Raw genomic sequence first — 25,014 nt, forward strand, 5'->3', positions numbered from 1 at the left:
GAGTCCTTTCTTCCATATTATAGGAAATCTAATAAGCGATCTTTAAAGCGATGATGTACTAATGCCCCTAACGTCAATACGAGAAAAGTAAATGACCAATAGTAAAAATGATCTGCTGGTGTACCGTATAACACCGGACTATGGTGTACAAAAGCACTTCGATATACTTCAACTAAATACGTAAACGGATTGAGCCGTGCGATGGTTTGTAATATAGGCTGAGCTGAACTCAATCCCCAAAAAATGGGTGTCATAAAAAATCCAAGTCTCAATACATTTTGAAGCACATTTTTTGTATCTCTAATCACAATGACTAATGAACTCATTAAGAGTGAAATGCCAAATATTGCAGGAAATGACGCAATAATAAAATAAATAAAAAGACTATACTTCCATATTGGAACATATCCATGTAATACTGATACAACAAATAAAATGCTCGTCATAAAAAATAAATTAAACAATGTATTAGTAAATGATATGGATAGTAATACTGATGATGGGAATTTCATTTTTGTGACTAAACTTAAATTAGATTGAATGGCATTCGCACCTGAATTAATACTTTGCGAAATAAACAACCAAGGAAATAAGCCTGAGATTAAATGCACAATAAAGGGGGCGCCATCTACAAGGCGATCTCCCCCTCCTCTTAGTCCTAAACCAAAGATCAAATAATAAACTCCGACTTGCATCATCGGTTGTAAAATATTCCAAAACACACCCAAGTAATGGTTTGAGTACTGACTTTTCATATTATAGACAGCGAGTTGCAATATTTGTTGCCAATTTTCAATTTGTTCTCTTAGTATGATGATTAATGCTTTCACAATATAACCTACTATCTAAATGGACTTATGACTTTTTCGTGAATTCATACAAATTTCCGTAATTATAGTATCGTACGGTCTCAAAGTGATGTTGCATCACATTTTTTGTATCGAAAATAACTTTATCTTTCATGGATGAAAAATCATGGTCTGTTAAATGTTTAAACTCTGAGTGGTCACTCAATACGAGCACTAATGATGCATCTTGAACAGCTTTTTCAAAATCTTTTTCAACAAAGTCTAATTCAACATGTGGGTCATATGTGACGACATTCAAAGTCTCATCTTGACGTAAAATTTCATAAATATCAAATGCTGGTGATTCACGTATATCATCTACATCACCTTTATATGTCAATCCTAAAACTGTGATTTTAGTGCCATTTAACTGTTTGAGCATTTCTCTCGTTTTCTCAACAACGTAGTGAGGCATAGAACGATTCACTTTACGTCCTGTTTGAATGAGCGGTGAGTGCTCTGGATCTTTGGCAATAATAAAGTATGGATCCACCGCTAAACAATGTCCCCCCACACCTGGTCCTGGTAAATGGATGTTTACGCGTGGATGTTTATTCGCCATTTCAATAACATCTAAGACATTTATGTTTAAATTATTACTGATTTTAGCGAGTTCATTAGCAAGTGCAATATTCAAATCACGATACGTGTTTTCCATTAATTTACTCATTTCAGCAGTACGTGCATCTGTCTCAATCATTTCACCTTTAACAAACGTGCTATATATACGTTTCCCCGCTTCAATACATGCTGGTGTTATCCCACCTATGATTCGATTATTATTGATTAATTCTTCTAAAATTTTCCCAGGTAATACACGTTCAGGACAATGAACAAGATATAAATCTTCCCCTATCGTAAATCCTTGTTCTTCTAAATATGGCTTAACATGATCATCCATCGTTCTAGGAGCAATCGTTGATTCTACAATAACGGTATTCCCCTTTTTCAAATAAGGAACAATGCTTTTAGTTGCACTCATAACAATTGAAATATCGCATGATTCATATTCATCATCATTATTGGGCGTCGGTACCGCAATAATAAATGCATCAGCCTCTTCAGGCGTAAGAGATGCTTTAAACTTACCTGTAGCCAACACTTCTTCATAAGCATCTTGTAAACCTGGTTCCTCTATATGAATGTGACCATTATTCAAACTATTTACTGCTTTTTCATTAATGTCAACGCCAATAACATCTATGCCATGCTTGGCAAACATAATAGATGTAGGTAATCCAATATATCCTAAACCAACAGTCGTTAATTTCATTTCATACACCCTTCTTGTTTAATCAATATTATGTGCTCTAACCAAAGATATTAAACCTATATTAATTCTTAATTAAATTTGAAATAATTTCAATCTTAAAGCTACCTTCTTCCTTAATTTTAACACTAACTTAGAATATGATTAAATTTAACTATATAATTTTTACAATTTCTTAATAAATGCTGCTATCACCAATAATTTTATATAAGTATAAATATCTTTAATGTTTATCATATTATATATCAATATATCAAAACTTCAAATTTTTAAATGTTGCAACTTTTCATTTAATATAGTATGAAATTAAAACCTACAAGCATTAGTATGATTTAGTTATCGCTGGTGCCTTTAACTGAAAAATTGGGTTAGGACGTAAAACATTTCAATATATGATTGTCCTTAATGCCTCGCTTTTCTAGGCGCCTTACCTCAACTAATTTTAAGAGCAGAAATCTCTTAGATTTCTGCCCTTAAAATAGATTTTCGGTTTCATTATAATGCCTCAGAAATCTCGCCTAAGGAATTAATCACACTTCATTACATGGTCCATCACTAAAATTAAATTTATTAATATAGATAGATAATAGCCAGTAAAGTTCATATATTATTAAATTTTGTTGGCTTATTTTTAATTAACAGGGGGGCTATGTCTCACCCCCCTTAAATACATAAGTCACAGATTATTCCATTTTAATCCGCTCCCCCCTCAATACACTATAAAAAAGTGATTGGAAATGAAGAACTTATTAATATACTAAAACTATATTGAGACTACAAAAATTGTTGTTGAAATGCCTTAATGACATTTTCAAAATTTCCCACTTTAAGTGAAAAATAGATTTTCATTTTAGGTTCCGTCCCTGATGGACGAATCGCGATAAAACCTTCATCAAATGTAAAGCGAATCACATTTGAAAACGGTAAAGTCATCACTTCTTGTACACCAGTTTCAATGTTCGTTGCCAAGCCTTCACGATAATTTTCTATCGTTTTAATTTTTAAACCACACAAGTGTGTATCGCTGTATTGACTAAAAGTGGTCATTAACGCTTTGATTTTGGCTCGCCCTTCTTTTCCATCATAAACCGGCGAGAGTGTTAAATCTTCAAATCGTCCTACTCGTCGATAAATATCTTGTAGTACATCATAAAGCGTTCGGCCATCATCATGCAATTGTTGTTTATATTTTACTAATAAAGGAATGCATTGAATGGCGTCTTTATCCCTTGAGAAATCTTGAATTAAGTATCCATGACTTTCTTCATACGCTAACACTAGCTGTTGATTCATATTTGAGCGTTTCTCAAGTTGATCAGATATATACTTAAAGCCTGTTAATACATTTACACTATCTAATCCAAGGTGCTGAGCTAATGCCTCACTCGTTGCACCTGTCACAATCGTTTTTATAATGTATTTGTGCATTGTACACTCTGACAATTCTTTTGCACGCAACATCATTAAAATTAAACCTATTTCATTCCCGTTAAAAAAGTAGTGTGAACCATCTTCATAACGCTCGATGATACCAAATCGGTCTGCATCAGGATCAGTCGCTATTATCAATTGTGCATGTGTTTTATTTGCAAGTTTTATCGCGTGATCAAACGCCACGGGATCTTCTGGGTTTGCAGTTTTACACGTTGGGAATGCACCGTCAGGTATCGATTGTTCTTCATCAATTGAAAAGTTTTCAAACCCTAATCGTTTAAGAATATGCGAGAGGATCGGTAGGCTTGTACCGTGTAAACTTGTGAGTAGTACATGCGCCCCATGATCCTGAATAGCCCCATACAGACGTGTCACATGAACAATGTACTGTTCAGTCACTGATTGAGGTAAGTCACGAATAAATCCGCTTTCAATTAAGACCTCCATTGGCTCTACATCTATATTTAACGGTGAGTCTATCGCATTGATATATGTGCTCAACGCTTCAGACGCTTCTGGCAACAATTGTCCACCCTCTCGACCGTATATTTTTATGCCATTATAATCACTTGGATTATGGCTTGCCGTAATCATAATGCCTGCATCAGCTTTAAGATATCTTATCGCAAAGGATAACTCGGGTGTAGATTTATATGTATTCGATACAATGACATACACTGACTGAGTTGCTAAAACTTTAGCCATTTCTTTCGCAAATGCTTCTGATAGATAACGTGTATCATAATGAATTACGACTAAAGGTTCTACTAAGTCACGACGAAGAAGTTGTGCTAGACCTAGTGCAACTTTTCGAACTGTAAATTTATTCAACCGACCAGGTCCAAGACCAAATTTACTTCTAATCCCAGCAGTACCGAATGTTAATTCATCCTCGAACGCTTCCATACGCTCTTGCTCATTTTGTTGCTCATAGAAGGTTTTTACTAAACTTTCTTCTAAACGTGACATCCATTGTGCCTTCAAAATGTGCACCATCCTTAATGTATAATTTAAATAACCACATCATCATTATTATACATGATGTTTAAATGCATTGTGAAACAATCCAATGTATTTAATGCAGTGGCTTACATCTTTAACAATCGGTGTTATACGCTTAATTTTTTGTCATATATAGATTAAACGACAGTATGATACGTTGCATTTTCACACGCACCATAATGAAAACGCTTATTTCATCATTTTTATGTAAAATCATTGAAAGGCAGTTACATTTTCCTATACAATAAGGAATCATAGAGATAAAATACACTTTTTTAGGAGCAACTTACAATGAATAAAGTTTTCAAATACGTGCTGTATTTGCTTGTTCTCATACTCGTAATTGTTCCTGCAATATTTGCTTTTATTTTATTTAATTCGTCAAGAGATGCTTTTGACGATTCTTTTTCGCAAAAAGATAGAAGAGAATCTGTGCTGCGACAACATAAAGTGAATCCATCCAAAGAACCTGTATCCATATTATTTCTAGGTATAGATGATAGTGATGCACGTAGAGAAAATGGTCAAAGTGTCGAACAATCGCGAACGGACGCGATGATTTTATCAACGTTAAATCCTGATAAAAACCAAATTCGTTTGCTCAGCATTCCTCGAGACACTTTAAGTTACATTCCAAAAGTAGGTTATTACGACAAAATCACACATGCACATGCATATGGTGGACCTGAATCATCTATGGATACGGTTGAAAAGACATTAAATATTCCAGTTGATTATTATGTTCGTATTAATATGGATGCTTTTGCAGAAGCTGTCGATGAATTAGGTGGCATAGAATTTGATGTGCCATATGATATTAATGAGCCAAACAGAACAGATCAAGGTCGAATTAAAATAAAAAAAGGAAAACAAGTTTTGAATGGAGAAGAAGTTCTCGCTGTGACAAGAACACGAAAACAAGATTCCGACTTAAAACGCGGTCAACGTCAAATGGAAGTTTTAAAAACATTATTCCATAAAGCGCAAGAATCACAATCTCTGCACAAACTAGACGACATCATTAAAATTGTAGGAAGCAATTCACAACATAACTTATCGTATGATGAAATACGCGCACTCGCAACCAATTATCTTGTCAGTGATACTGAAATTAAAACAGAACAACTCAAAGGTGAAAACGAGCTTTTAAATGGTATCTATTATATCAATCCTGATATAGATGCGCTGATCAAAACTGCAAATCGATTACGCAGTGATTTAGGCTTAGAGCCTATTAAAGATCATCAAAAATTTCTTATTGAACGGGTGAAACGTGCATTTGGAGAAATTCCTCCCCTACTCAATATTGACGATAGCTTGTTAGATCCAAATTCTAAGAAGAATACTGAGGAAACGCCATCAAACGAACAAAATGATACAGCGGCTCAAGACCATGTTCCAACAGACGCCACACCCCCTCAGAATCAAAATGCAGGTCAGCCCGCTGTTCAAGATAATTCGAATGTACAAGACAATACCAATGTTCAAGACCCTAATACGCAACCCGTATACTAAAAAAGGAGGTATCTAACATGTCGCGACACACATATGAAAAAATCAATCAAATTAATGGGATGTTTACAATGTTAGAGCAACAAATTATCCATAGTAAAGATATGGCTCATTTTCGCTCAGAACTCTTTTATGTTAATCATGCCCATCGTGAAAATTATGAAGCCCTCCTCGTTTACTATTCAGATAGTGAAGTAAATCCAGTTATTAACGCAGCTTGTTATATTGTGGCGTTACCTGAAATTTTTGACGCTATCGATGTTTTTGACTCACCCCTTCCTTTTTCATGGGTTTATAATGAAAAAGGTTTGACACCTGAAATGCAAAGTTTAAGCGTACCCATACAATATCTTGTTGCAGCAGCTTTGGAAGTGACTGATGTCAATATTTTCAAACCTTCTGGATATACAATGGGTATGAACAATTGGAATCTCGTTCAAATGCGTATTTTCTGGCAATATACGGCTTTAGTTCGACAACAAGCAGAGTAAAATATAAATAAAACAATAAAACTGAGAGTTTGTATGCGGATAACGCTGCAAACTCTCTTTTTAGTATGTTGAATTCATTGTATAAATAATTTAATGTAAAGAAAAAATACTTGAGGAGTGATTTAATTGATTAAAAAAGTGGAAAGTGAAAAAGAGTACCAAGATGTATTATCGATTCGAATGACTGTTTTTGTAGATGAGCAAAATGTTCCCAAAGAGGAGGAGATAGATGAATTTGAACATATCTCTACACACTTTATCGCGTATGATGATAACGGTATGGCTCTAGCCACAGCAAGATACCGCATTGTGGATTCAATTGTTAAAGTAGAGCGAGTAGCTGTCTTAAAAGACGCTCGGGGATTAGGCGTTGGTAAACAACTCATGCTTTTTCTAGAAAATGACGCATTGCAACAAGGCTACACTCAATTCAAGTTAGGTGCGCAAACACATGCTATCCCATTTTATGAAGCGTTAGGCTATACAGCTTATGGTGATCAATTTTTAGATGCTGGCATCCCTCATTATTTCATGAAAAAGCAAGTAAGATTGTAAAAATTAATAATCCTGTAATATTTCTCTAATCAATTCACTAATAACGAAATATAAAAAAGTTTGAATCTAATGTATATCGTGAAACGATTATTAAAATTAAATTACAATACAATTAAAAACACCATTTGTGAGTTGGGACACTATATAATGATATCAATCAACTTTATACTATCTTACAGATAAAAAGGGGTAATGAAATGGTAAAAAAAATTGGGTATAAAACACCTTCTATTATTGCATTGACGATTGCAGGAACAGCAATTTCAGCACATCATGCTGACGCAGCTGAAAATACGACACAAGCAACACCTAACAAAGTATTAGACAGTCAAAAAGCATTACAACAAGCTGAGCAAGCTAAAACTGCTACTACGTCACAACAAACTACTGTTTCTGGCACAAAAGCATATCAAGACCCATCTAAAGTTTCAACAAGCAATACAACAACTACTCCGGCTCAACCAAAACAAGCAACATCTTCTGTAAACAAAACAACAAAACAAACTGCAACATCAGCATCAACACAAACATCCGCAGTACAACCAAAGGACAGCCACATCCAATTACACAATGAGGCACAAGTTTCACCAGAAAAATATGCACAAGCTAATAGTTCAACAACAGCACAAACGAACAACACACAATCTACGCAAGCATCAACTCAAAACAACACGAAAACCGCACAATCTTTATCAGCACAACCTCAAACTTATACTGCTCAAGCGAGCAATACAGATATCAATACAAACCCTAACGGGCCGACACCTCCAAGAATTGGTGGTAAAGGCGGTCCTGCGACGTTATCATTAAATTCCAATACATCAACAGGAAAAACAGCGCTTCGTGCAAATGCACCGACAGCATATAAACCACAAGTCTCATCACAAATTAATGATTATATTCGCAAACAAAATTACACTGTACCAAAATATGAAGAAGATTTTTCAAGCTACTTTCCTAAATATGGCTACCGTAACGGTGTAGGTAAACCTGAAGGTATTGTTGTACATGATACAGCCAATCCAAATTCTACCATTGATGGTGAAATTAGTTATATGAAGCGTAATTACCAAAGCGCATTCGTACATGGTTTCATTAATGATCAACGTATTATTGAAACGCAACCAACAGATTACCTTTCATGGGGTGCAGGACCTAACGCAAACGAGCGCTTCATTAATATCGAACTTGTTCACGTTTATGGTTATGACAAATTTGCTCGTCAAATGAATAACTTTGCTGATTATGCAGCTACAAACCTTCAGTATTATAACTTACGTCCAAACAGTGCAGAATATGATGGTCAAGGTACAGTATGGACGCATGATGCAGTCTCAAGATTTTTAGGTGGTACGGACCATACCGATCCACATGGTTACTTACAATCTCGCGGATACTCATACAACGAGTTATATGACTTAATCAACGAAAAATACATGATTAAAATGGGATTAGCTGCACCTGCTTATTCGCCTGGTGGCTCAACTACACCATCAAAACCAACACCATCAAAACCAACACCGTCAACGCCAAGTACGACACCGTCTTCACCTTTAACAGTAAATAAAGATACAGGTGTTGGACGTATTAAAACAGCGAATAGCGGTTTATATACAACAGTGTATGACGATGCTGGCAAGAAAACATCAGCGACAAATCAAACATTCAATGTTACTAAAAAAGCATCATTAAATGGTAATACTTTCTACCTTGTCTCTGACTATAATACCGGGTCAAATTTAGGCTGGGTGAAACAATCAGACGTTGATTATCGTACAAGTCAACCTGCTGTTAAAATTAGTAAAAACTTTACGATTCCTGCTGGCACAACCCTTTACAACGTGCCTTGGGGTACTAACGCTCAAGTGGCTGGTGCAGTTAAAGGAACAGGCGCACAAGCATTTAAAGCAACGCAACAAAAGCAAATTGCGAATGCGATTTACATTTATGGTACAGCAAATAACATCTCTGGTTGGGTAAACCAAAACATCCTCTCTGTACCTACGTATACAAATCAATTAAAAGTAACTGCAGACACAGGTGTTGGACGTATTAACACAAAAAATAATGGTTTATACGCGTCTGTGTATGATGCATCAGGTAAAAAAACAACTGCGACAAATCAAACATTCAATGTCACTAAAAAAGCATCATTAAATGGTGAGCAGTTTTATCTTGTAACGGATTACAACAATGGCACTAATATTGGTTGGGTAAAACAATCAGACGTTGATTATCGTACAAGTCAACCTGCTGTCAAAATTAGTAAAAACTTTACGATTCCTGCTGGCACAACCCTTTACAACGTGCCTTGGGGTACTAACGCTCAAGTGGCTGGTGCAGTTAAAGGAACAGGCGCACAAGCATTTAAAGCAACGCAACAAAAACAAATTGCAAATGCTGTGTACATTTATGGTACCGCTAATAACCTCTCTGGTTGGGTAAATCAAAGTGTATTATCGTTACCTAAAGCAACACAACAAATTGTGCAAGCTGTATCACAAATCGGTCAATTGAAAGCTACAAATTCAGGTGTAAGAGCTACAATTTTCGACCCAACTGGTAAAGATGCTTCAAGTCATGCAGACCGCACCTATAAGATTACTAAAACCGCTTCAGCGAACAATCAAAATTTCGTATTATTACAAAATGCAAATAATACACCATTAGGTTGGTTTAAAACTGAAGACATGTTATCACAACAATTAGGCAAAGAAGTACCAGCTGCTGGTCAATATGTTGTAAATACAAATACAACAGGATTATACGCAATGCCTTGGGGTACTGCTAAACAACGCATTGATACACTTAAAGCGTTAACTAATCGTTCATTTAATGCCACTAAATCAGTACTTGTGGGTAAAGACACTTACCTATTTGGTAACATTAACCAAAAAATGGGTTGGATTAATAAAAATGAGTTGACTGCAAAAGCAATCGCACAGCCTAAACCTACTCCAACGCAAATTAAAACGTTAACAAAACCTGAAGATTACGTCGTTTATAATCGAAATGGCCAATACTTCACAAATATTGGAGATGCAAAAGCGCGAGGTTATTTATCAAGTTATTATGAAAGCCTATTTAATGTTCAACGCACAGCACTTGTGAATGGTGTGACGTGGTATTATGGTCAGTTTAATGATGGTACACGTGCATGGGTTAAATCTGCAGACTTACGTTCACAACTTACACGTTACATCAATTCGCCATATAGCTTTAATCAAGCAGTTGGCATTCAATCGCAACTATCATACAAACCACAAATTCAAAGAGTTCCAGGACAATGGGTTGATGCGACACGTGCAGAAGTTGCGAATGCAATGAATCCATTAACTATTGAAAAAGATCCAACTCAAAAGTATCAATTCCTTAAATTGGATAAATATCAAGGTTTAGATGCTACACAACTCAATAAATTATTAGCTGGTAAAGGTATACTTGCGGGACAAGGTGCAGCCTTTAAGCAAGCAGCGCAAGCGAACAATATCAATGAGATCTACCTCATCTCTCACGCTTTGCTTGAGACAGGGAATGGATCATCTACCCTTGCAAATGGCGGTTATGTCGATGCCAAAAATAAAGTTGTTACGAATGCGACTCCGAAATATTACAACATGTTCGGTATTGGTGCTGTGGACACAGATGCTATTCGTGGTGGATTTAAAACTGCAGAAGCTTACGGTTGGAATACTGTAAGTAAAGCAATTGTAGGTGGCGCAAGCTTTATAAAAGACCGTTACATCGGTATTGGACAAAATACGCTTTACCGTATGAGATGGAATCCTGATCAACCAGGTACTCACCAATATGCGACAGATATTAACTGGGCAAGTCATAACGCAGCACGTATGAAACAATTTTATGATGCAGTGGGTGCTGTAGGTAAATATTTTGATGTAGATCGATACAAACAGTAAACATATTAAATTGATTAAAGGAGCTGTGATTTTGCAGCTCCTTTAATCATGAAAGCCCACAAAATTCATTTTTTCATGAACTTTGTGGGCTATTTTTTATATCTTACTCTTTGTATGTGTTGAGGCAAGTTCTCCAAGAAAAGCGAAATAACCACAACACTGTAAATAAGATGATTGATGTCTTGATATATTTTTCACTCACCCCTTTACTCTTGCAAATTACAATTACTTTAAGTGTTATTACCCCCATCGACAAAGGGCTCTCAAATAAAAAGATACTCTGTAATGAACTGTTCCCTTACACATAAAACCCATTTCAATTGTTTAGAGGTGATGAAGAGCAATTTTCGTAATTATAGAGAGAATAAAAACTACAATCATCGCAATTGATTATTACAATATAAATATAGATGCCTCTTTCATCAAATATTTTTTATAAATATATCAACACATTTATAAAATGGGTATAATATTACGTCAGTTTCCCCTTTCAATTGCAATCATACCTTGAATTGTAATACATTTATATTAACGATTTTTAAAGGAGCATAACTCAATGGCACATGTGATTAAACGTGATGCATTTTTCGACAATGCACGTGCATTACTTATTTTTTTAGTTGTATTTGGACACTTAATACAACCGTATACCGATGCACATCCAGCAGTGAACGCATTGTACTTAACAATATATAGTTTTCATATGCCAGCTTTCCTTTTTATCTCTGGCTATTTTTCAAAAAATGTTGGTCGCGTAGGCTATCTTGAAAAAGTTGGTAAAAAGCTGTTAGGACCTTACCTTATTTTCTTTACCTTTTTCTCGATTTACTATTTTATCTCTGGTAAAAATAGTTCCATTGATTTGGATCCTTTTGACCCTGTTTTTGCATTATGGTTTTTATTAACTTTATTTTGTTTTAATGTAATTATTGTCATTGTTAAAAACTATAAATGGACCTATGTACTACCCATTGCCATTTTAATCGCTGTTTTGGCAGGATTTTCATCCAATATTGATGGTTACTTGAGTTGGTCGCGCACTTTAGTTTTCTTCCCAATTTTTTACATTGGTTACATTCTTGGGGAAAACTTTAGTAAAATCATTCGTTGGAAAAAACTCGTACCGCTCTCTTTTTTCACGCTCTTTACGTTTTTCATTGTATATTATATCCATCCAATCGATTCGTCATGGTTACTAGGAAGCTCTCCTTATGCTAATACATCAGGGTGGAATGTTTTATTAAGTCCTTTAAAACGGCTGACATTGTATCTTATCATTTTCACTACGCTGTTTGCATTTTTAAACCTTGTGCCTCAGCAACGGCAAAAATGGACTTATATAGGCTCTAGAACAATGTACGTTTATTTATTACACGGCTTATTTATTGGTATTATTCGAGGTCATCATTTGTTTCCTTTTATTGACCACCCATTGGCAGGTATGATTTACAATTTTATACTTTCCATTTTTATCGTTTGGTTATGGTCAACAAATGTTGTCGCAAAATGGACAAATCCATTTGTTCATCTTCAAAAACCATCACAATTTAAACCTTATTCATAAAGAATTAAAGAGAAGTCACACAAAGTATGGTATGCTTTGGTGTAACTTCTCTTTTTTAGGATGTGATGTTATGAAACTTGAACTCAATAAACAATCTCAATTTTTAAAAGCACCGAGTATTCGGCAATTTTCAAATCGCATCAGTCAATTAGACGATGTTATTAATTTGACTGTTGGACAGCCTGATTTTAAAATGCCCTCACCTGTAAAAAAAGCGTATTTAGATGCGATTACAAATAATTTAACCACGTATTCTCATAACAAAGGATTACTTGAAACTCGCCAAGCTATCTCACACTATCTCAAACAACGGTATCATGTCACGTACGATGCTGAATCGATGATTATAACCAATGGTGCCTCAGAAGCATTAGATACAAGCTTAAGATGCCTTTTAAATCCCGGTGATGAAGTCCTTCTACCTGGACCAGTTTATGCTGGATACATTCCACTTATACAAACTTTAGGGGGACAACCTGTGTTTATGGATACGCGTGAAACTCAGTTTAAAGTAACACCAGAACTCATTGAATCACATATCACACCAAAAACAAAAGTAGTCCTTTTAAATTATCCTTCTAACCCCACAGGGATGACGCTTTCGTATGATGAAGTTAAAGCGCTAGTGGATTGTTTGAAAAATCACCATGTTTTCATCATTAGCGATGAAATTTATGCTGAAAATACGTTTAACACTCATCACACGTCATTTGCACAATTTGATGAAATTAAAGCGCAACTGTTACTCATTAACGGTCTTAGTAAATCACACGCTGCAACAGGCATTCGAATAGGATTTTTGGCGGGTCCACAATATATCATAGACAAACTTACATTTATGCATGCCTATAATTGTATATGCGCAAATGTACCAGCACAAGCCGCTACAATAGCCGCTCTAACAGAAAGTATGAAAGCACCCCAAGAAATGAATGCCACCTATATTGAACGGCGTGATTATTTAATAAAGGCATTAACCGATATGGGATTTGTATTAGATGCGATTCCTCAAGGTGCGTTTTACATTTTCCCTAAAATTACACGCTTCACAGAAAACGACCATGACTTTTGTGTCGATGTTCTTGAAAAAGTGGGTGTCGCCATGGTTCCTGGATCATCTTTTACGGTATACGGTAAAGGGTACATTCGTATTTCTTACGCCTATCATATCGATGCATTAAAAGAGGGCATGCGACGGCTTAAACGTTATTTAGAGACACACTACCCTCATGTCTCATCGCCTATGTAGTCTACTTTAATCCATAGATAAGCTATAGATGAACTGCAATCATGTTTTAACATATCTTGATAGATCAATAAAAGCCTTCTAAATTCTATTTACACTGAATTTAGAAGGCTATATTTATGTGCCTCACATATGGCACTCATTTTTATTTGAAACATGTATCGCGTTCGACTAGAGTTAGGCTATCGTTTTAACGTCACGATCTTAAGGGAATTTTGGAAATTGATCAAAATCCGGTGAGCGTTTTTCTTTAAACGCATCACGACCCTCTTTCGCTTCGTCAGTTGTATAGTATAGTAATGTCGCATCACCAGCAAATTGTTGTAAACCTGCTAATCCATCAGTATCAGCGTTCATCGCAGCTTTTAAGAAACGTAGCGCAGTTGGTGAATGTTGTAAAATTTCTTTACACCACTGTACCGTTTCATCTTCAATTTTATCTAAAGGTACGACTGTATTGGCCATTCCCATATCTAAAGCTTGTTGGGCATCGTATTGACGACATAAATACCAAATTTCGCGTGCTTTTTTATGACCTACAATACGTGCTAAATATCCTGAACCATATCCTGCGTCAAATGACCCTACTTTAGGACCTGTTTGCCCAAATTTCGCATTGTCCGCAGCAATTGTTAAATCACATACCACTTGAAGTACATTTCCTCCACCGATAGCATATCCTTTAACCATCGCAATAACAGGCTTAGGAATAACACGAATTAAACGTTGTAAATCAAGTACATTTAAACGTGGAATTTGATCATCACCTACATAACCACCATGGCCACGAACTTTTTGGTCGCCACCAGAACAGAATGCTTTATCTCCTTCACCTGTTAAAATAATCACACCAATACGCTCATCATCTCGCGCACGCGTAAAGGCGTCTATCATTTCATGTACTGTATTTGGCGTAAAAGCATTATGTACCTCTGGACGATTAATCGTCACTTTCGCGATACCTTCAAAATATTCATATTTAATTTCTTTATATTCTTTTAATGTCTCCCATTGTCTTTCCATGGTTGGCCTCCTTATTTAAACCATTAATAAAAGCTAATGCTATTGTATCAAATTTTACAACATCTTCCACATGTACCGTATGTCCTACTTGCGACACAATTTCAAGGCGCGCGTAAGGAAGCTGTTCTTTCATTTTCTGAGCAATACTCACAAACTTTTCGTCCCACTCTCCAACAATAAGCTGAACCGGAATTTGGAGAATGTTCAACTCATTCCATAAGTTTGGCATGATACCCGTGCCATAATCTCGCAACGCTTTCGCTAATCGAGATGGAGATTGACGTAACCGCATGTGTCTAATACGTTGTTTTTCTATATCCGATAGAAATCGTTGTGACTGAAAAAGCGGTAGTTGTTCCCAATCGTTGACAAATGTCTCTAACGGGGCAAGTTCAAGCACCCGTGCGCGCGCAGCATCTACTTGTATCCGTTCCTCGCGCAACATTTCCTCTTGAATACCTGGCGAACCACTTTCTAAAATTAAGCCTGACAAGTCTGAAGTATGATGACAGGCATAATAGAGGGCTACACGTGCCCCCATCGAATACCCATGTAATATGGTATGTTTTTCTTTTAGAGTGTTTACAACTTTATGAAGTTGATGAGAAATCCACTCAAAATCCCATATTTGTTCCATGCTTGAACTGTCTTGACCATGTCCTGGCAAATCGATTGTCACAACTTTCATCGTTTCTGATAAACGGTCAATATGCTGCTCAAACGTACTGCTATCACTAATGAATCCATGTAATAATATTAATACAGTTTCAGACGGCTTTTTTGCATCATATAAATTATAATGTAACATTGACGACCTCACTCAACTGTTCATATAGCGTTTGATGTGCTTCATAGTTATGATCTCGATTTGTTATAATTTCATACAGCGTTGCCGACATCGTATTTAATTCTGCGTAGTCAAACGTTTGCACATCTGTAAAGCGTTTATATCCAAGTTGATATAATTGTGCAACATGCTCAAAATCAAGACCCGTTGGCGTCCCAAACAGACGTTCAAAGTGTGGTGCTGCAGAGGATTTTTGAGGTAAATATGAAAAGATACCGCCCCCATCATTATTCACTAAAATAATATTCATTTGAATATCATTTAATTTTGACATCAATAAGCCATTCATATCATGGTAAAATGCAATGTCACCAATTAAAAGTGTCACTTTTTTATGCACAGCCATACCAAGGGCAGTGGAGACGACACCATCAATACCATTTGCTCCTCGATTTGCATAGATGCTAAAATCCCGTTCATAATACAGATTATCGATATCACGAATTGGCATACTATTACTCACAAACAAATGGTCGCTCGCATCAAGTTTATCAAGTAACTTTGAAACAAATCCGGCTTCATCACGGGCTTGTTTTTGATGATACGTGATTTTTTCCCGCGCCTGTGATTCCATTTGTTGCCAATGTTTTAACCAAACTTTTCGATATGAACTTTCTAAACAACCGAGTGATCTGAAGAAATCATTTGCTGACATTTCATAATAATAGTCTGGCATTTTAGGAAACGCTTCTATATCTTTACTATTCTGAATTAAAATTTGTGTAGCATTCGTATGTTTTAACCACTGGTTCAACTTTTTAGACACCACTGGTTTTCCTACTCTAATCACAAAATCCGCTTCTATTTCAAGACCGGAACGTAGTAATAAATCATACGTAGCAATCACATTCGGATGCTTTGTTCGGCGTATAGGATTTAATGGGTCTGCTAAAATTGGCAAATCATATTCCGTTGAAAATGTGAGTAGCTGTGACACATCTTGATGTTGCATATCCCCAACAATAATGAGCCCTTTCACTTGTTTCAGTGTATCGGCAATTGGCATGGGGTCAATGTTTTTTTGATATTTAGGTAACGTATACGTATGTGTCGTTAATAAATCTGTCCGTGACCAATCAGGCGTTAACGGTTCCCTAAATGGTAAATTAAAATGCACAGGACCTTGATGTGGACCTACAAAGTATTGACTTGCTTTTTGAAGCTGATATCGATTGGCTTCTAATGTATGTTTTGTCCCATCTGCAATAGGCATATCAAACTGGAAGCGCACATAATTTTCAAACATATTGACTTGATTGATTGCTTGAGGTGCACCAACTTCTCGTAGCTCATGCGGACGATCACTCGTTAGCACTACGAGTGGTAGGCGACTAATATGACTTTCTGCTACTGCTGGTACATAATTAGCTGCTGCAGTACCTGACGTACACACTAACGCAACAGGTCGGTTGCTTCCTTTAATTAATCCTAGCGCAAAGAATGCCGCACTACGTTCATCAGGATGTACCCAAGTTGTGATTTCGGAATGGCATTCACATGCGATTGCAAGGGGCGTAGAACGTGATCCTGGACTAATAACTACTTCTCTTACACCATATGCATAAAGTTCTGATATAAAATGAAACACTTGTTCAGTTAAATGTTGTTGCGCATGCGTCAACTTAGTTCACCCCTAAAGCGTCCATCATTGGACTAAATTTCAAAGCTGTTTCAGCCACTTCTGCTTTTGCATTTGATTCTTTAACAATGCCAGCACCAGCAAAAAGAAGTGCTGTATTGTCATTAATTAACATAGAACGTATAGCGACGATAAATTCACTATCATCATACATATCAATCATACCTACTGGTGCCCCATACAAGCCTCTTGCATTGAATTCATGTGCATCTATATATTGAACTGCTTGCGCTTTAGGATAGCCCCCTAATGCAGGTGTTGGATGCATCACATCAATAAGTTCAATATAATTTGGTGTCGCTAATGGACCACTTATTTCAGTATACAAATGATATAAATGATCATTTTTAAGGATGTTTGGCGTCGCATGATAATGTACATCGTTAACGAATGGTTTGATATCTTCAAGTATACTTTCAACAACGATGTGGTGTTCAACTAAATTTTTAGCATCTTGTAAAAACGCTTCTACTTGTGCTTGATCTTGCTCAGTATTTAATGTTCTTTTGATTGTTCCTGCTACTGCTTTAGTTGAAAGCATATTATTTTGAACTTTAAATAATTGTTCAGGCGTTTGAGAAATGAAACAATCATTGCCCGACTCTATTAAAAATAGATAACTATTTTTTTCGTTTTTTAAAGCTCGGTCTAACACAGTGGCAATATCAATCGTTGTATTGAATTTTATTTCTCGTCGTCGTGATAATACAATCTTTTCATCTGACTTTAATTGTTGAATCGTTTTGTCAACTAAACGCTCCCACGCATCAATATCTAAATCTTGTTGTGCACATACATGCATTTCATGTTCTTCAAGTATATGCGACGTTCTATCAATATGACTTAAATATGTGTAAATATCTTTAAATTCTTGAAATGAAAAATCTGTTTTTCGTATTGTATATGTTAAGTACGTGGCACCCTCAATATGAGAAATTAATATCTCTGGTAAGATAAAATGATTCATATCAAATTGTTGCCATTCTGAACTCGTTCGTTCGGTAGAAAATTGAAAACCGCCATATATACGCAAATGATGTTTGGGCGTGGATGGATGAATCAATGCGATATCTTCTTTAAAACGATTCCATTCTTTAAAAATTGACCGCTTACTTTTATTATTATTTTTAAATTCTTTCGCAACGCGACATCCAAAAAAAGCTGTTTCATTATCATTAAGCCGAAAATAAAAGCGGTTACCCGCTTCCTGATTGGTTTTTCTAAATAATGTTACTGGATCCAATGTATGTGGCAAGCGCACCTCTATAGAAATCCAAGTTTTAGATGTATTCGCTATTGCGTCAATGATTTCCTGCTCACCAACGTCAACAGTCATCTGTTTCTCACTTCTTTCTCATAATCATAATCCCATTAACATTTATTTTAACATTTTTTAATGTTAAATGTGAGAGACATTGCTTAAATCATAGAGTTTGTTATTGATTTCATTTCTAAACTTTTCTATACTGATTTTGTATTACTAATATAAATAATCGAGGTTTTGATCTATATGGTGAATCAATTTCAGCAACATTCAACCTTTCATAAGTATTGGCAATTAATGCGACCTCACACTTTAACTGCTGCCATTGTTCCAGTTTTAGTTGGTACAGCCATCGCAAAAATCTTCCAACTTGGTAGTGAAGATCACATCAATATGGGGTTGTTTATCGCAATGTTGCTCGCTTGTCTTTTAATTCAGGCGGCAACGAATATGTTTAATGAGTATTATGATTATAAAAAAGGCCTTGATGACCATGAATCCGTGGGAATTGGTGGTGCTATCGTACGTCACGGTATGACACCTAAATCCATTTTTAATTTGGCTATCGCATTTTATGTTGTCGCTACTGTATTAGGGTTGTTTATCGCGGCACAAACTTCTTTTTGGCTCATTCCTGTGGGCTTATTATGTATGGCGATTGGCTATTTATATACTGGGGGGCCGTTCCCGATTTCTTGGACACCTTTAGGAGAAATTTTCTCAGGTATTTTTATGGGCATGTTCATTATTTTAATTGCTTTCTTTATTCAAGCCGGACATGTCAATAGCACCGTCGTTTGGATGAGTATTCCAATAGTCATTACTATTGGTTTAATTAACATGGCAAATAACATTCGTGATCGCGTGAAAGACAAACGAAGCGGACGCCGAACGTTACCGATTCTGTTAGGCAAGCGATTGTCCTTAATCGTTTTAGCAGCCATGTATGTCCTCGCCTATGTCTGGGTCATTTACACAGTATTTTTCGTTCCAGGTGGTTCAATTTTCTTTTTACTTGTTCTATTAAGTTTTCCGTGGCCTGTAAAAGTGTACCGCCGTTTTAAAAAGAATGACACACCAGAAACAATGATGCCAGCCATGATTGCTGCTGGAAAAACGAATACATTTTTCGGTTTACTTTATGCATTAGGTATATATATTAGTGCGTTATTAGGTAATATTTAAATAAAAACCCACTTAACAACTTAAACGTTAAGTGGGTTTTATGTCATCTTTTTTTATTTGAATCAATTGGTGACGATAATTAAAAAATTGGCGATAGCTTAAGTATGTTGCTACAAGTGCTGAAATGATTGTGGCTGTTGTATGAATAAAAACAACCATAAGCTGAAATTTAATCGCTTGTAATGGCGGCACTCCCGCAATAATCAATCCTGTCATCATACCCGGAATGGAAACAAGCCCATAAGTCTTCACAGAATCGATGGTTGGGACAATAGCCACTTTAATACTTTCACGTATCGCTTCTTTTGCTGCAAGTGAAGGCGTTGCACCTAAAGATAACTTTGCTTCAATCGATTCCGTTTCCTTTGTGAAAATACGATTAAGATTTTGGTAGCTTAAATTTATCGCTATCATTCCATTACTTCCCACCATACCTGCGACTGGTATGATTTCATTTGGTGTAAAATCGATCGCGCCAGTAAGTAAAACGCCGCCTAACGACAAAACTGCTCCTGTCATAATCGCTACAAAGGACACCCAAAATACATGATGCATTATAGTAGATGCACGTTTTTTAGTATTTGCAGCTGCATTAATCATAATCACTAAAATGAGCGCAAGCACAATCCACATCTCTTCTACTTTAAATACAAATTCAAGTAAATAACCAATTAAAACCAACTGAACGACTGCTCTTACAGCCGCAATGATTAAATCTTTAGCGATGCGAAGTTTTTCTTTATACGAAATAATGATAGGTATCAGCAACAAGAGTGATGTCAAAAGTAAAGACGTTGTTGTCATACCGTCTCCTCCTTCACAAGTTCACCGTTATGTATCGTCATAATACGATGAAAATGTCGATGACTTTGTTCGATATTGTGCGTGATCCATAACACTGCTGTCCCTGTCTTGACCATCTCAAAGATTAGTTTTTCAATGGCTTGACTATTTTTATCATCTAAAGCGCTCGTTGCTTCGTCTAGCAATAACACTTCGGGCTGATACATTAATTGTCGTGCGATAGTTACACGCTGTTGTTCTCCCCCAGACATATGTTGCACGCGCGCGTTCAATTTATATTTTTTAAGTCCAACGGCCTCTAACAACGCCTTTGCGCGTGCTTTATCAAATGTATCCTGACGCGCTAACGATGGGAAAGCAAGATTATCATATATTGTTTCTCCAAATAGTTCTAATCGTTGTGGTAAATAGCTGACCCGTCGTCTTAATATTTCAGGTTCATATGCTTGATATGAATGACCTTTGAAAAGAATGTCCCCCTCTGTTGGTGAAATTAAATCCGCAATCACACGCAATAATGTACTTTTCCCACTTCCTGACGCCCCTACAACTGCTATCGCTTCGCCTTTTTTTACGTTAAAATTAATTTGATTTAAAATGCGCTGATCATCTACATGATAACTCACATTTTTTAAATCAAGCATAGCATCCCTCCTTAGTTTTTATAAATCATATAATCATAAACATGACCGTATAACGTTTTTTCAATATATGACTTAAAACCCATATTTTCATATAATCTTCTCGCACGTACATTATTACGATCACAATTCAAACTCAGCGTTTGACCTTTATATTTTTCAAAAATATACTTCATTAACGCTTTCGCAATACCCCGTCCTCTATATTGTGGAAATGTAGCAATTGATTCGATATACCTGTCTGTATCCTCAGCCTCTTTAACAGGTAATGGTGTTTTTGTGGATAGAGGGAGACTTTTAGCACGATGGAGCATGGTCCAACATTGTTCATAATATAACTCCTTATTCCCATCATATGTAACAATCATGCCTGCTACTTGACCTTCAACGTCATACACATGAACATGAAGATAACTATTTCGATAAGACGAAGATATTACACTGTCTTTTATGGCTTGTATGACCTCGGACTGGTGGTATTTTCTAACAATTTCTAATTCCATATCTTGCCAAATGAGATATGTTAATGTTGCAATCGCTGTCGCATCGTTTATCGTCGCTTTTCGTATCATACCATTCCTCCTATAATCCTATTTTAGAGGAATACATCATTTTATGGAACAAAAGTACACTTGTAAGGTACAGAGTAAAATACACATAAAAAAAGAACATTGCGATTGCAATGTTCTTTAAACGGAAACGGAGGGATTCGAACCCTCGCGCCGCTTTCACGACCTACACCCTTAGCAGGGGCGCCTCTTCAGCCAACTTGAGTACGTTTCCTAATGGCTCCACAGGTAGGACTCGAACCTACGACCGATCGGTTAACAGCCGATAGCTCTACCACTGAGCTACTGTGGATTCATATTATTTTTTTGTAAGCACAGATACTATTATATCAATTCACCCCAGGAAATCAAGAGTTAAAATTAAAAAAGTTAACGGAATATTTACACTATAGGAGGGGAAGTTCCGTCAACTTTACGTTTTGCACAATGTAATCACGCCATTTTTCTACTCTACTGCATAAAGTTCATTCAAACCAATCGTCAGTCGATCTGATTGCCGTTCATTTGAAATCGTAAGTTCATTATTGAATGTATTAATCGAAGTAATGTAGCCTTCTATCGTATGAATGTAACCCGAACGCCAGTAAGAAATTTTAGCATTTTCATTTTTAGAAATTTTAAAGTGCAACATATGATTGATTTCTATGATTTGATCTTCACTCAAATCCGGACGATCAATTTTATGTTGATTTGCTTCAAACTGTTTAATTCTTTCAAACTGTTCTGGAAGTGTCCCAAAAGGTGCCCATTTGACAATGCCACGCCCCATTGGTATACGACCATTTAAATATTGACGGGGTATTTTCCGATAATCCGTTTCTGTTTGATACTTAGGTGGTAGTGTACGATCCAACATATTTATCACCTCGCACTCATTATAGAACATATGTTCGTATTTGTGAAGTGATTTTTTTAATGCTTCAACCTTTGACCCATTAAAAAACGGCTTAAGAAAAACGCACACCGTTAAATGTCAGATTAAATATCCATAATCGTCATTATGAACAATAGCGCAGAAAGTACAAAAATACTTACTGTTAACGGAAATGACAGTTGATGTTTCATTTTTGTTCAAAAGACACTCCCCCGACCTTTAACTGACTTTTGAATACCATACAAACAATTGATATCTCAAAAACAATTTGGACAATATTCAGAATAATGGTAAGTCGATTCTTATTATAATTAATCAAACAACGATTTTTAATTGCCTACATATTATTTTACAATACGATGAGAATACGTTCCCTTCTATTTTGAGTTAACACACTATAACTGCTTTTTAAAACGCAACATATCTCTGCACCAAACGCCATTTTCATAAATAGGTGCTTCATTATCTTGAATAAAGAAATCAAATATCACATCTATTAATCTAAAACCTGCTTTTTGATAAAATGCAATTTGATTAATACTTGAATTGCCAGTACCCACAATCATCTCTTTAAATTGATTTTCAGTTGCATAAGCTATTGCATGATCAAGTAGTTTTTTTCCAATACCTCCACCTTGTTTAGAAGCTTTAACAGCAATATTCACTAATTCAATACGTTCAGAATCAAGCATCACTAAAATATAACTACCTACAATACAATTATCTTCTTTCTATACGATACATATTCCAGATTTTAAGTGTTCCATTACCCTTTGATAAGAAGGATCAGCAAGTAATAATAAATCCATTGGCGGTTCTTCATTCAATTTCACTTTTTCAAACATAATGACATCATCCTTTAACATAAAAACACACTTATACCTCTACATTAGCATACTCAATAGAAGTATAAGTGTTAATACAACAAAATATGAATCCGTTTTAAATTACATTTGGAATACCATTACATCGCGCGTTTTTACTTGCAATAACAAATTCAATCGTATGATTTAAGCATACACAAAAATTACCTAAGGATTTTAATAAAATGTTAATTATTAAATATGTTGAAAAGAAAACTTTAAAATGATGACTCATATGGGGCCCTCCTTAACATCAATAGTTAGCCTACTATACCCTTTAATTTTCATATTAGTTGCATGAGTCAATATATCAAATAAAAGTTGGGATAATTAATAAGATAATAACGTTGAAGGTTCTATACTTCTGGAAGATTTGGAAATGGTTTTGACGCATTAGGTCCTGGTTCGTAGTTGGTACGTTGATTTTCTAATATCGCATATCTAGAGAGCGCTTCATAAATGTTGAAGTTGTCTTTATTATAATCTATAGGCTTCTCGGGATTTGTAGTAAGTGCTTTCGCTTTGCGGTCTAAATGGTAGGAAAATGTAATACAATTATGAAATTGTGTTGAAGCAGTATGTTCTGATACATTTAAAATAACTGATTGACTGTTTACAAAAATAATTTTAGATTTAGCACCTTTTAATTTTTTAATTCGTTCTACAAAATGCATATTAATCCAGCTATTTTCGGTTGCGCGATCGGAATGTGACGGGAAATAATACGAAGGGAATATCGGAGTGATATTAATTGGAAGTTTACTTTTGAGGCTCGAAATACGACGTGTTTGTTCTTTTCTAGACTGATACGTTTCACCATAACATTTACAACTGTTTTCAATGATTTGAGTCAGCGGTTCGTGAACAATGATTGGTGGCTCATCATATTTCAAAATTTCAGTACTTTGATTGATGCCGTTTGGTCCATCCGTGGGACGTAAAAACATGTCTCCTTTCATAATAATATAGTTGTTTTCTTTGATTTGATTTTTCATTGGGTTCCCCCTTTTTGGATTAATTTTTGTCTCTATGTACTATCCATTATATCTAAACAAAACTATATGTCAACGAAAATTAGATATTTTATGAAATTTAACTCCGTGCATTCTCCTCGTATCTTTTTAAAACTTTTAAAAATTCAGAATTTTCATTGCATTTGTGTTATTGTTTCGTTATACTGATAAATAACTATTTAATCAACATACAAGGAGTGATTTGCTATGAAACATCAACTCGATGCAAAAATATATAATAATACGCACGCAATGCAAATGGTTCATCAACTTGCTGTAGAATTAGTAATTGAAGACGCATTAAAAAACCAGCGTAAGCAACAACTTAAACACTTAATTGATGAGGCACTACAAAACAAAAACGAAGCCAACTTCAAAACGTATACAGCTGAATATTTGAAATTGGAGGAACTTGAAGTTGAAATCATTTCATAACTACAATTAAAAACA

The 25,014-nt window shown here is 35.7% G+C and carries 22 protein-coding genes, 2 tRNA genes and 1 pseudogene; 8 read left to right on the top strand and 17 right to left on the bottom strand.

The features are described from left to right. Positions 1–17 precede the first annotated feature (17 nt). The 3 genes from SHYC_RS08845 to SHYC_RS08855 form a co-directional block, all read right to left on the bottom strand. Positions 18–830, bottom strand: a complete 813-nt coding sequence (locus SHYC_RS08845; protein ID WP_039646404.1) for an ABC transporter permease — start codon at positions 828–830, stop codon at positions 18–20. Positions 831–855: 25 nt separating this feature from the next. Further along, positions 856–2,121 carry a nucleotide sugar dehydrogenase gene (locus SHYC_RS08850; protein WP_039646407.1) on the bottom strand — a complete coding sequence of 422 codons (1,266 nt, stop codon included), beginning with the start codon at positions 2,119–2,121 and terminating at the stop codon, positions 856–858. A 771-nt stretch (positions 2,122–2,892) separates the two neighbouring features. Beyond that, on the bottom strand, positions 2,893–4,545 hold the full coding sequence (locus tag SHYC_RS08855) for a phospho-sugar mutase (RefSeq protein ID WP_306669185.1): 1,653 nt from the start codon (positions 4,543–4,545) through the stop codon (positions 2,893–2,895). A 300-nt stretch (positions 4,546–4,845) separates the two neighbouring features. Between SHYC_RS08855 and SHYC_RS08860 the strand changes: the two genes are divergently transcribed. The 6 genes from SHYC_RS08860 to SHYC_RS08885 all read left to right on the top strand — a co-directional run bounded on the left by SHYC_RS08860 (position 4,846) and on the right by SHYC_RS08885 (position 13,845). Next, entirely contained in the window at positions 4,846–6,069 is a 1,224-nt protein-coding gene (locus SHYC_RS08860; protein WP_052257842.1) for an LCP family protein, read from the top strand. Between the two features lie 17 nt (positions 6,070–6,086). Next, entirely contained in the window at positions 6,087–6,557 is a 471-nt protein-coding gene (locus tag SHYC_RS08865) for a DUF2538 family protein (RefSeq protein WP_039646411.1), read from the top strand. Positions 6,558–6,683: 126 nt separating this feature from the next. Further along, positions 6,684–7,112 (top strand): GNAT family N-acetyltransferase, encoded by a 429-nt coding sequence (locus SHYC_RS08870; protein ID WP_039646414.1) that lies wholly within the window; start codon positions 6,684–6,686, stop codon positions 7,110–7,112. Between the two features lie 197 nt (positions 7,113–7,309). Beyond that, positions 7,310–11,032, top strand: coding sequence for an N-acetylmuramoyl-L-alanine amidase (locus tag SHYC_RS08875; RefSeq protein WP_039646416.1), 3,723 nt, complete (start codon positions 7,310–7,312; stop codon positions 11,030–11,032). Positions 11,033–11,588: 556 nt separating this feature from the next. After that, complete coding sequence (locus tag SHYC_RS08880) at positions 11,589–12,596, top strand: acyltransferase family protein (protein WP_039646418.1); 1,008 nt, start codon at positions 11,589–11,591, stop codon at positions 12,594–12,596. Positions 12,597–12,666: 70 nt separating this feature from the next. Then, positions 12,667–13,845 carry an aminotransferase class I/II-fold pyridoxal phosphate-dependent enzyme gene (locus SHYC_RS08885; protein WP_039646420.1) on the top strand — a complete coding sequence of 393 codons (1,179 nt, stop codon included), beginning with the start codon at positions 12,667–12,669 and terminating at the stop codon, positions 13,843–13,845. Positions 13,846–14,046: 201 nt separating this feature from the next. Here SHYC_RS08885 and menB read toward each other — a convergent pair whose 3' ends face one another. The 4 genes from menB to SHYC_RS08905 are packed head-to-tail and all read right to left on the bottom strand — an operon-like array spanning position 14,047 to position 18,687. Continuing rightward, complete coding sequence (gene menB / locus SHYC_RS08890; RefSeq protein ID WP_039646422.1) at positions 14,047–14,865, bottom strand: 1,4-dihydroxy-2-naphthoyl-CoA synthase; 819 nt, start codon at positions 14,863–14,865, stop codon at positions 14,047–14,049. Then, positions 14,831–15,673 (bottom strand): 2-succinyl-6-hydroxy-2,4-cyclohexadiene-1-carboxylate synthase, encoded by an 843-nt coding sequence (menH, locus tag SHYC_RS08895; RefSeq protein WP_052257843.1) that lies wholly within the window; start codon positions 15,671–15,673, stop codon positions 14,831–14,833. Before menH ends, menB begins: the two co-directional genes overlap by 35 nt. Then, the gene (gene menD, locus SHYC_RS08900; protein WP_039646424.1) at positions 15,660–17,333 is read right to left on the bottom strand and encodes a 2-succinyl-5-enolpyruvyl-6-hydroxy-3-cyclohexene-1-carboxylic-acid synthase; all 1,674 of its coding nucleotides are present in this window, start codon (positions 17,331–17,333) and stop codon (positions 15,660–15,662) included. Before menD ends, menH begins: the two co-directional genes overlap by 14 nt. Before the next feature lies 1 nt (position 17,334). Beyond that, entirely contained in the window at positions 17,335–18,687 is a 1,353-nt protein-coding gene (locus SHYC_RS08905) for an isochorismate synthase (RefSeq protein ID WP_039646426.1), read from the bottom strand. Between the two features lie 174 nt (positions 18,688–18,861). On the opposite strand from SHYC_RS08905, the gene SHYC_RS08910 reads away from it, so the two are divergent. Further along, entirely contained in the window at positions 18,862–19,800 is a 939-nt protein-coding gene (locus SHYC_RS08910; RefSeq protein ID WP_039646428.1) for a 1,4-dihydroxy-2-naphthoate polyprenyltransferase, read from the top strand. A 27-nt stretch (positions 19,801–19,827) separates the two neighbouring features. On the opposite strand, the gene SHYC_RS08915 is transcribed toward SHYC_RS08910, so the two are convergent. From SHYC_RS08915 to SHYC_RS08950, 10 genes and pseudogenes are all read right to left on the bottom strand, one after another. Continuing rightward, positions 19,828–20,604, bottom strand: coding sequence for an ABC transporter permease (locus tag SHYC_RS08915; RefSeq protein WP_039646430.1), 777 nt, complete (start codon positions 20,602–20,604; stop codon positions 19,828–19,830). Further along, positions 20,601–21,248 carry an ABC transporter ATP-binding protein gene (locus tag SHYC_RS08920; RefSeq protein ID WP_039646432.1) on the bottom strand — a complete coding sequence of 216 codons (648 nt, stop codon included), beginning with the start codon at positions 21,246–21,248 and terminating at the stop codon, positions 20,601–20,603. Before SHYC_RS08920 ends, SHYC_RS08915 begins: the two co-directional genes overlap by 4 nt. Before the next feature lie 11 nt (positions 21,249–21,259). Continuing rightward, positions 21,260–21,817 (bottom strand): GNAT family N-acetyltransferase, encoded by a 558-nt coding sequence (locus tag SHYC_RS08925; RefSeq protein ID WP_039646435.1) that lies wholly within the window; start codon positions 21,815–21,817, stop codon positions 21,260–21,262. A gap of 122 nt (positions 21,818–21,939) precedes the next feature. After that, positions 21,940–22,028: transfer RNA gene (locus SHYC_RS08930), tRNA-Ser, on the bottom strand. Positions 22,029–22,031: 3 nt separating this feature from the next. Beyond that, a tRNA-Asn gene (locus tag SHYC_RS08935) sits at positions 22,032–22,106 on the bottom strand. Positions 22,107–22,259: 153 nt separating this feature from the next. Beyond that, entirely contained in the window at positions 22,260–22,670 is a 411-nt protein-coding gene (locus SHYC_RS08940) for a YolD-like family protein (RefSeq protein WP_039646437.1), read from the bottom strand. A 413-nt stretch (positions 22,671–23,083) separates the two neighbouring features. Beyond that, positions 23,084–23,407 (bottom strand): annotated as a pseudogene (locus tag SHYC_RS08945) (GNAT family N-acetyltransferase); the annotation flags it as partial. Between the two features lie 12 nt (positions 23,408–23,419). After that, a complete protein-coding gene (locus SHYC_RS12570) occupies positions 23,420–23,554 on the bottom strand; it encodes a hypothetical protein (protein ID WP_306669186.1) in 135 nt (44 codons plus the stop codon). Positions 23,555–23,630: 76 nt separating this feature from the next. Beyond that, a complete protein-coding gene (locus SHYC_RS12305; RefSeq protein WP_158484664.1) occupies positions 23,631–23,786 on the bottom strand; it encodes a hypothetical protein in 156 nt (51 codons plus the stop codon). A gap of 121 nt (positions 23,787–23,907) precedes the next feature. Further along, complete coding sequence (locus tag SHYC_RS08950; protein ID WP_052257844.1) at positions 23,908–24,546, bottom strand: competence protein ComK; 639 nt, start codon at positions 24,544–24,546, stop codon at positions 23,908–23,910. Positions 24,547–24,771: 225 nt separating this feature from the next. On the opposite strand from SHYC_RS08950, the gene SHYC_RS08955 reads away from it, so the two are divergent. Further along, on the top strand, positions 24,772–24,999 hold the full coding sequence (locus SHYC_RS08955) for an IDEAL domain-containing protein (RefSeq protein ID WP_039646439.1): 228 nt from the start codon (positions 24,772–24,774) through the stop codon (positions 24,997–24,999). Positions 25,000–25,014: the final 15 nt, after the last annotated feature.

It is taken from the genome of Staphylococcus hyicus, from assembly GCF_000816085.1.
Lineage (GTDB): Bacteria > Bacillota > Bacilli > Staphylococcales > Staphylococcaceae > Staphylococcus > Staphylococcus hyicus.

What these genes read in the sequence shown, in the direction of transcription:
- SHYC_RS08850 (WP_039646407.1), bottom strand. Translation starts at nt 2,121, where the DNA reads ATGAAATTAACGACTGTTGGTTTAGGATATATTGGATTACCTACATCT.
- SHYC_RS08875 (WP_039646416.1), top strand. Translation starts at nt 7,310, where the DNA reads ATGGTAAAAAAAATTGGGTATAAAACACCTTCTATTATTGCATTGACG.
- menH (WP_052257843.1), bottom strand. Translation starts at nt 15,673, where the DNA reads ATGTTACATTATAATTTATATGATGCAAAAAAGCCGTCTGAAACTGTA.
- SHYC_RS08915 (WP_039646430.1), bottom strand. Translation starts at nt 20,604, where the DNA reads ATGACAACAACGTCTTTACTTTTGACATCACTCTTGTTGCTGATACCT.
- SHYC_RS08910 (WP_039646428.1), top strand. Translation starts at nt 18,862, where the DNA reads ATGGTGAATCAATTTCAGCAACATTCAACCTTTCATAAGTATTGGCAA.
- SHYC_RS08955 (WP_039646439.1), top strand. Translation starts at nt 24,772, where the DNA reads ATGAAACATCAACTCGATGCAAAAATATATAATAATACGCACGCAATG.
- SHYC_RS08880 (WP_039646418.1), top strand. Translation starts at nt 11,589, where the DNA reads ATGGCACATGTGATTAAACGTGATGCATTTTTCGACAATGCACGTGCA.
- SHYC_RS08925 (WP_039646435.1), bottom strand. Translation starts at nt 21,817, where the DNA reads ATGATACGAAAAGCGACGATAAACGATGCGACAGCGATTGCAACATTA.
- SHYC_RS08885 (WP_039646420.1), top strand. Translation starts at nt 12,667, where the DNA reads ATGAAACTTGAACTCAATAAACAATCTCAATTTTTAAAAGCACCGAGT.
- SHYC_RS08950 (WP_052257844.1), bottom strand. Translation starts at nt 24,546, where the DNA reads ATGAAAAATCAAATCAAAGAAAACAACTATATTATTATGAAAGGAGAC.
- SHYC_RS08905 (WP_039646426.1), bottom strand. Translation starts at nt 18,687, where the DNA reads ATGACTGTTGACGTTGGTGAGCAGGAAATCATTGACGCAATAGCGAAT.
- SHYC_RS12305 (WP_158484664.1), bottom strand. Translation starts at nt 23,786, where the DNA reads ATGAGTCATCATTTTAAAGTTTTCTTTTCAACATATTTAATAATTAAC.
- SHYC_RS08860 (WP_052257842.1), top strand. Translation starts at nt 4,846, where the DNA reads ATGAATAAAGTTTTCAAATACGTGCTGTATTTGCTTGTTCTCATACTC.
- SHYC_RS08865 (WP_039646411.1), top strand. Translation starts at nt 6,087, where the DNA reads ATGTCGCGACACACATATGAAAAAATCAATCAAATTAATGGGATGTTT.
- SHYC_RS08940 (WP_039646437.1), bottom strand. Translation starts at nt 22,670, where the DNA reads ATGTTGGATCGTACACTACCACCTAAGTATCAAACAGAAACGGATTAT.
- SHYC_RS08920 (WP_039646432.1), bottom strand. Translation starts at nt 21,248, where the DNA reads ATGCTTGATTTAAAAAATGTGAGTTATCATGTAGATGATCAGCGCATT.
- SHYC_RS12570 (WP_306669186.1), bottom strand. Translation starts at nt 23,554, where the DNA reads ATGTTAAAGGATGATGTCATTATGTTTGAAAAAGTGAAATTGAATGAA.
- menB (WP_039646422.1), bottom strand. Translation starts at nt 14,865, where the DNA reads ATGGAAAGACAATGGGAGACATTAAAAGAATATAAAGAAATTAAATAT.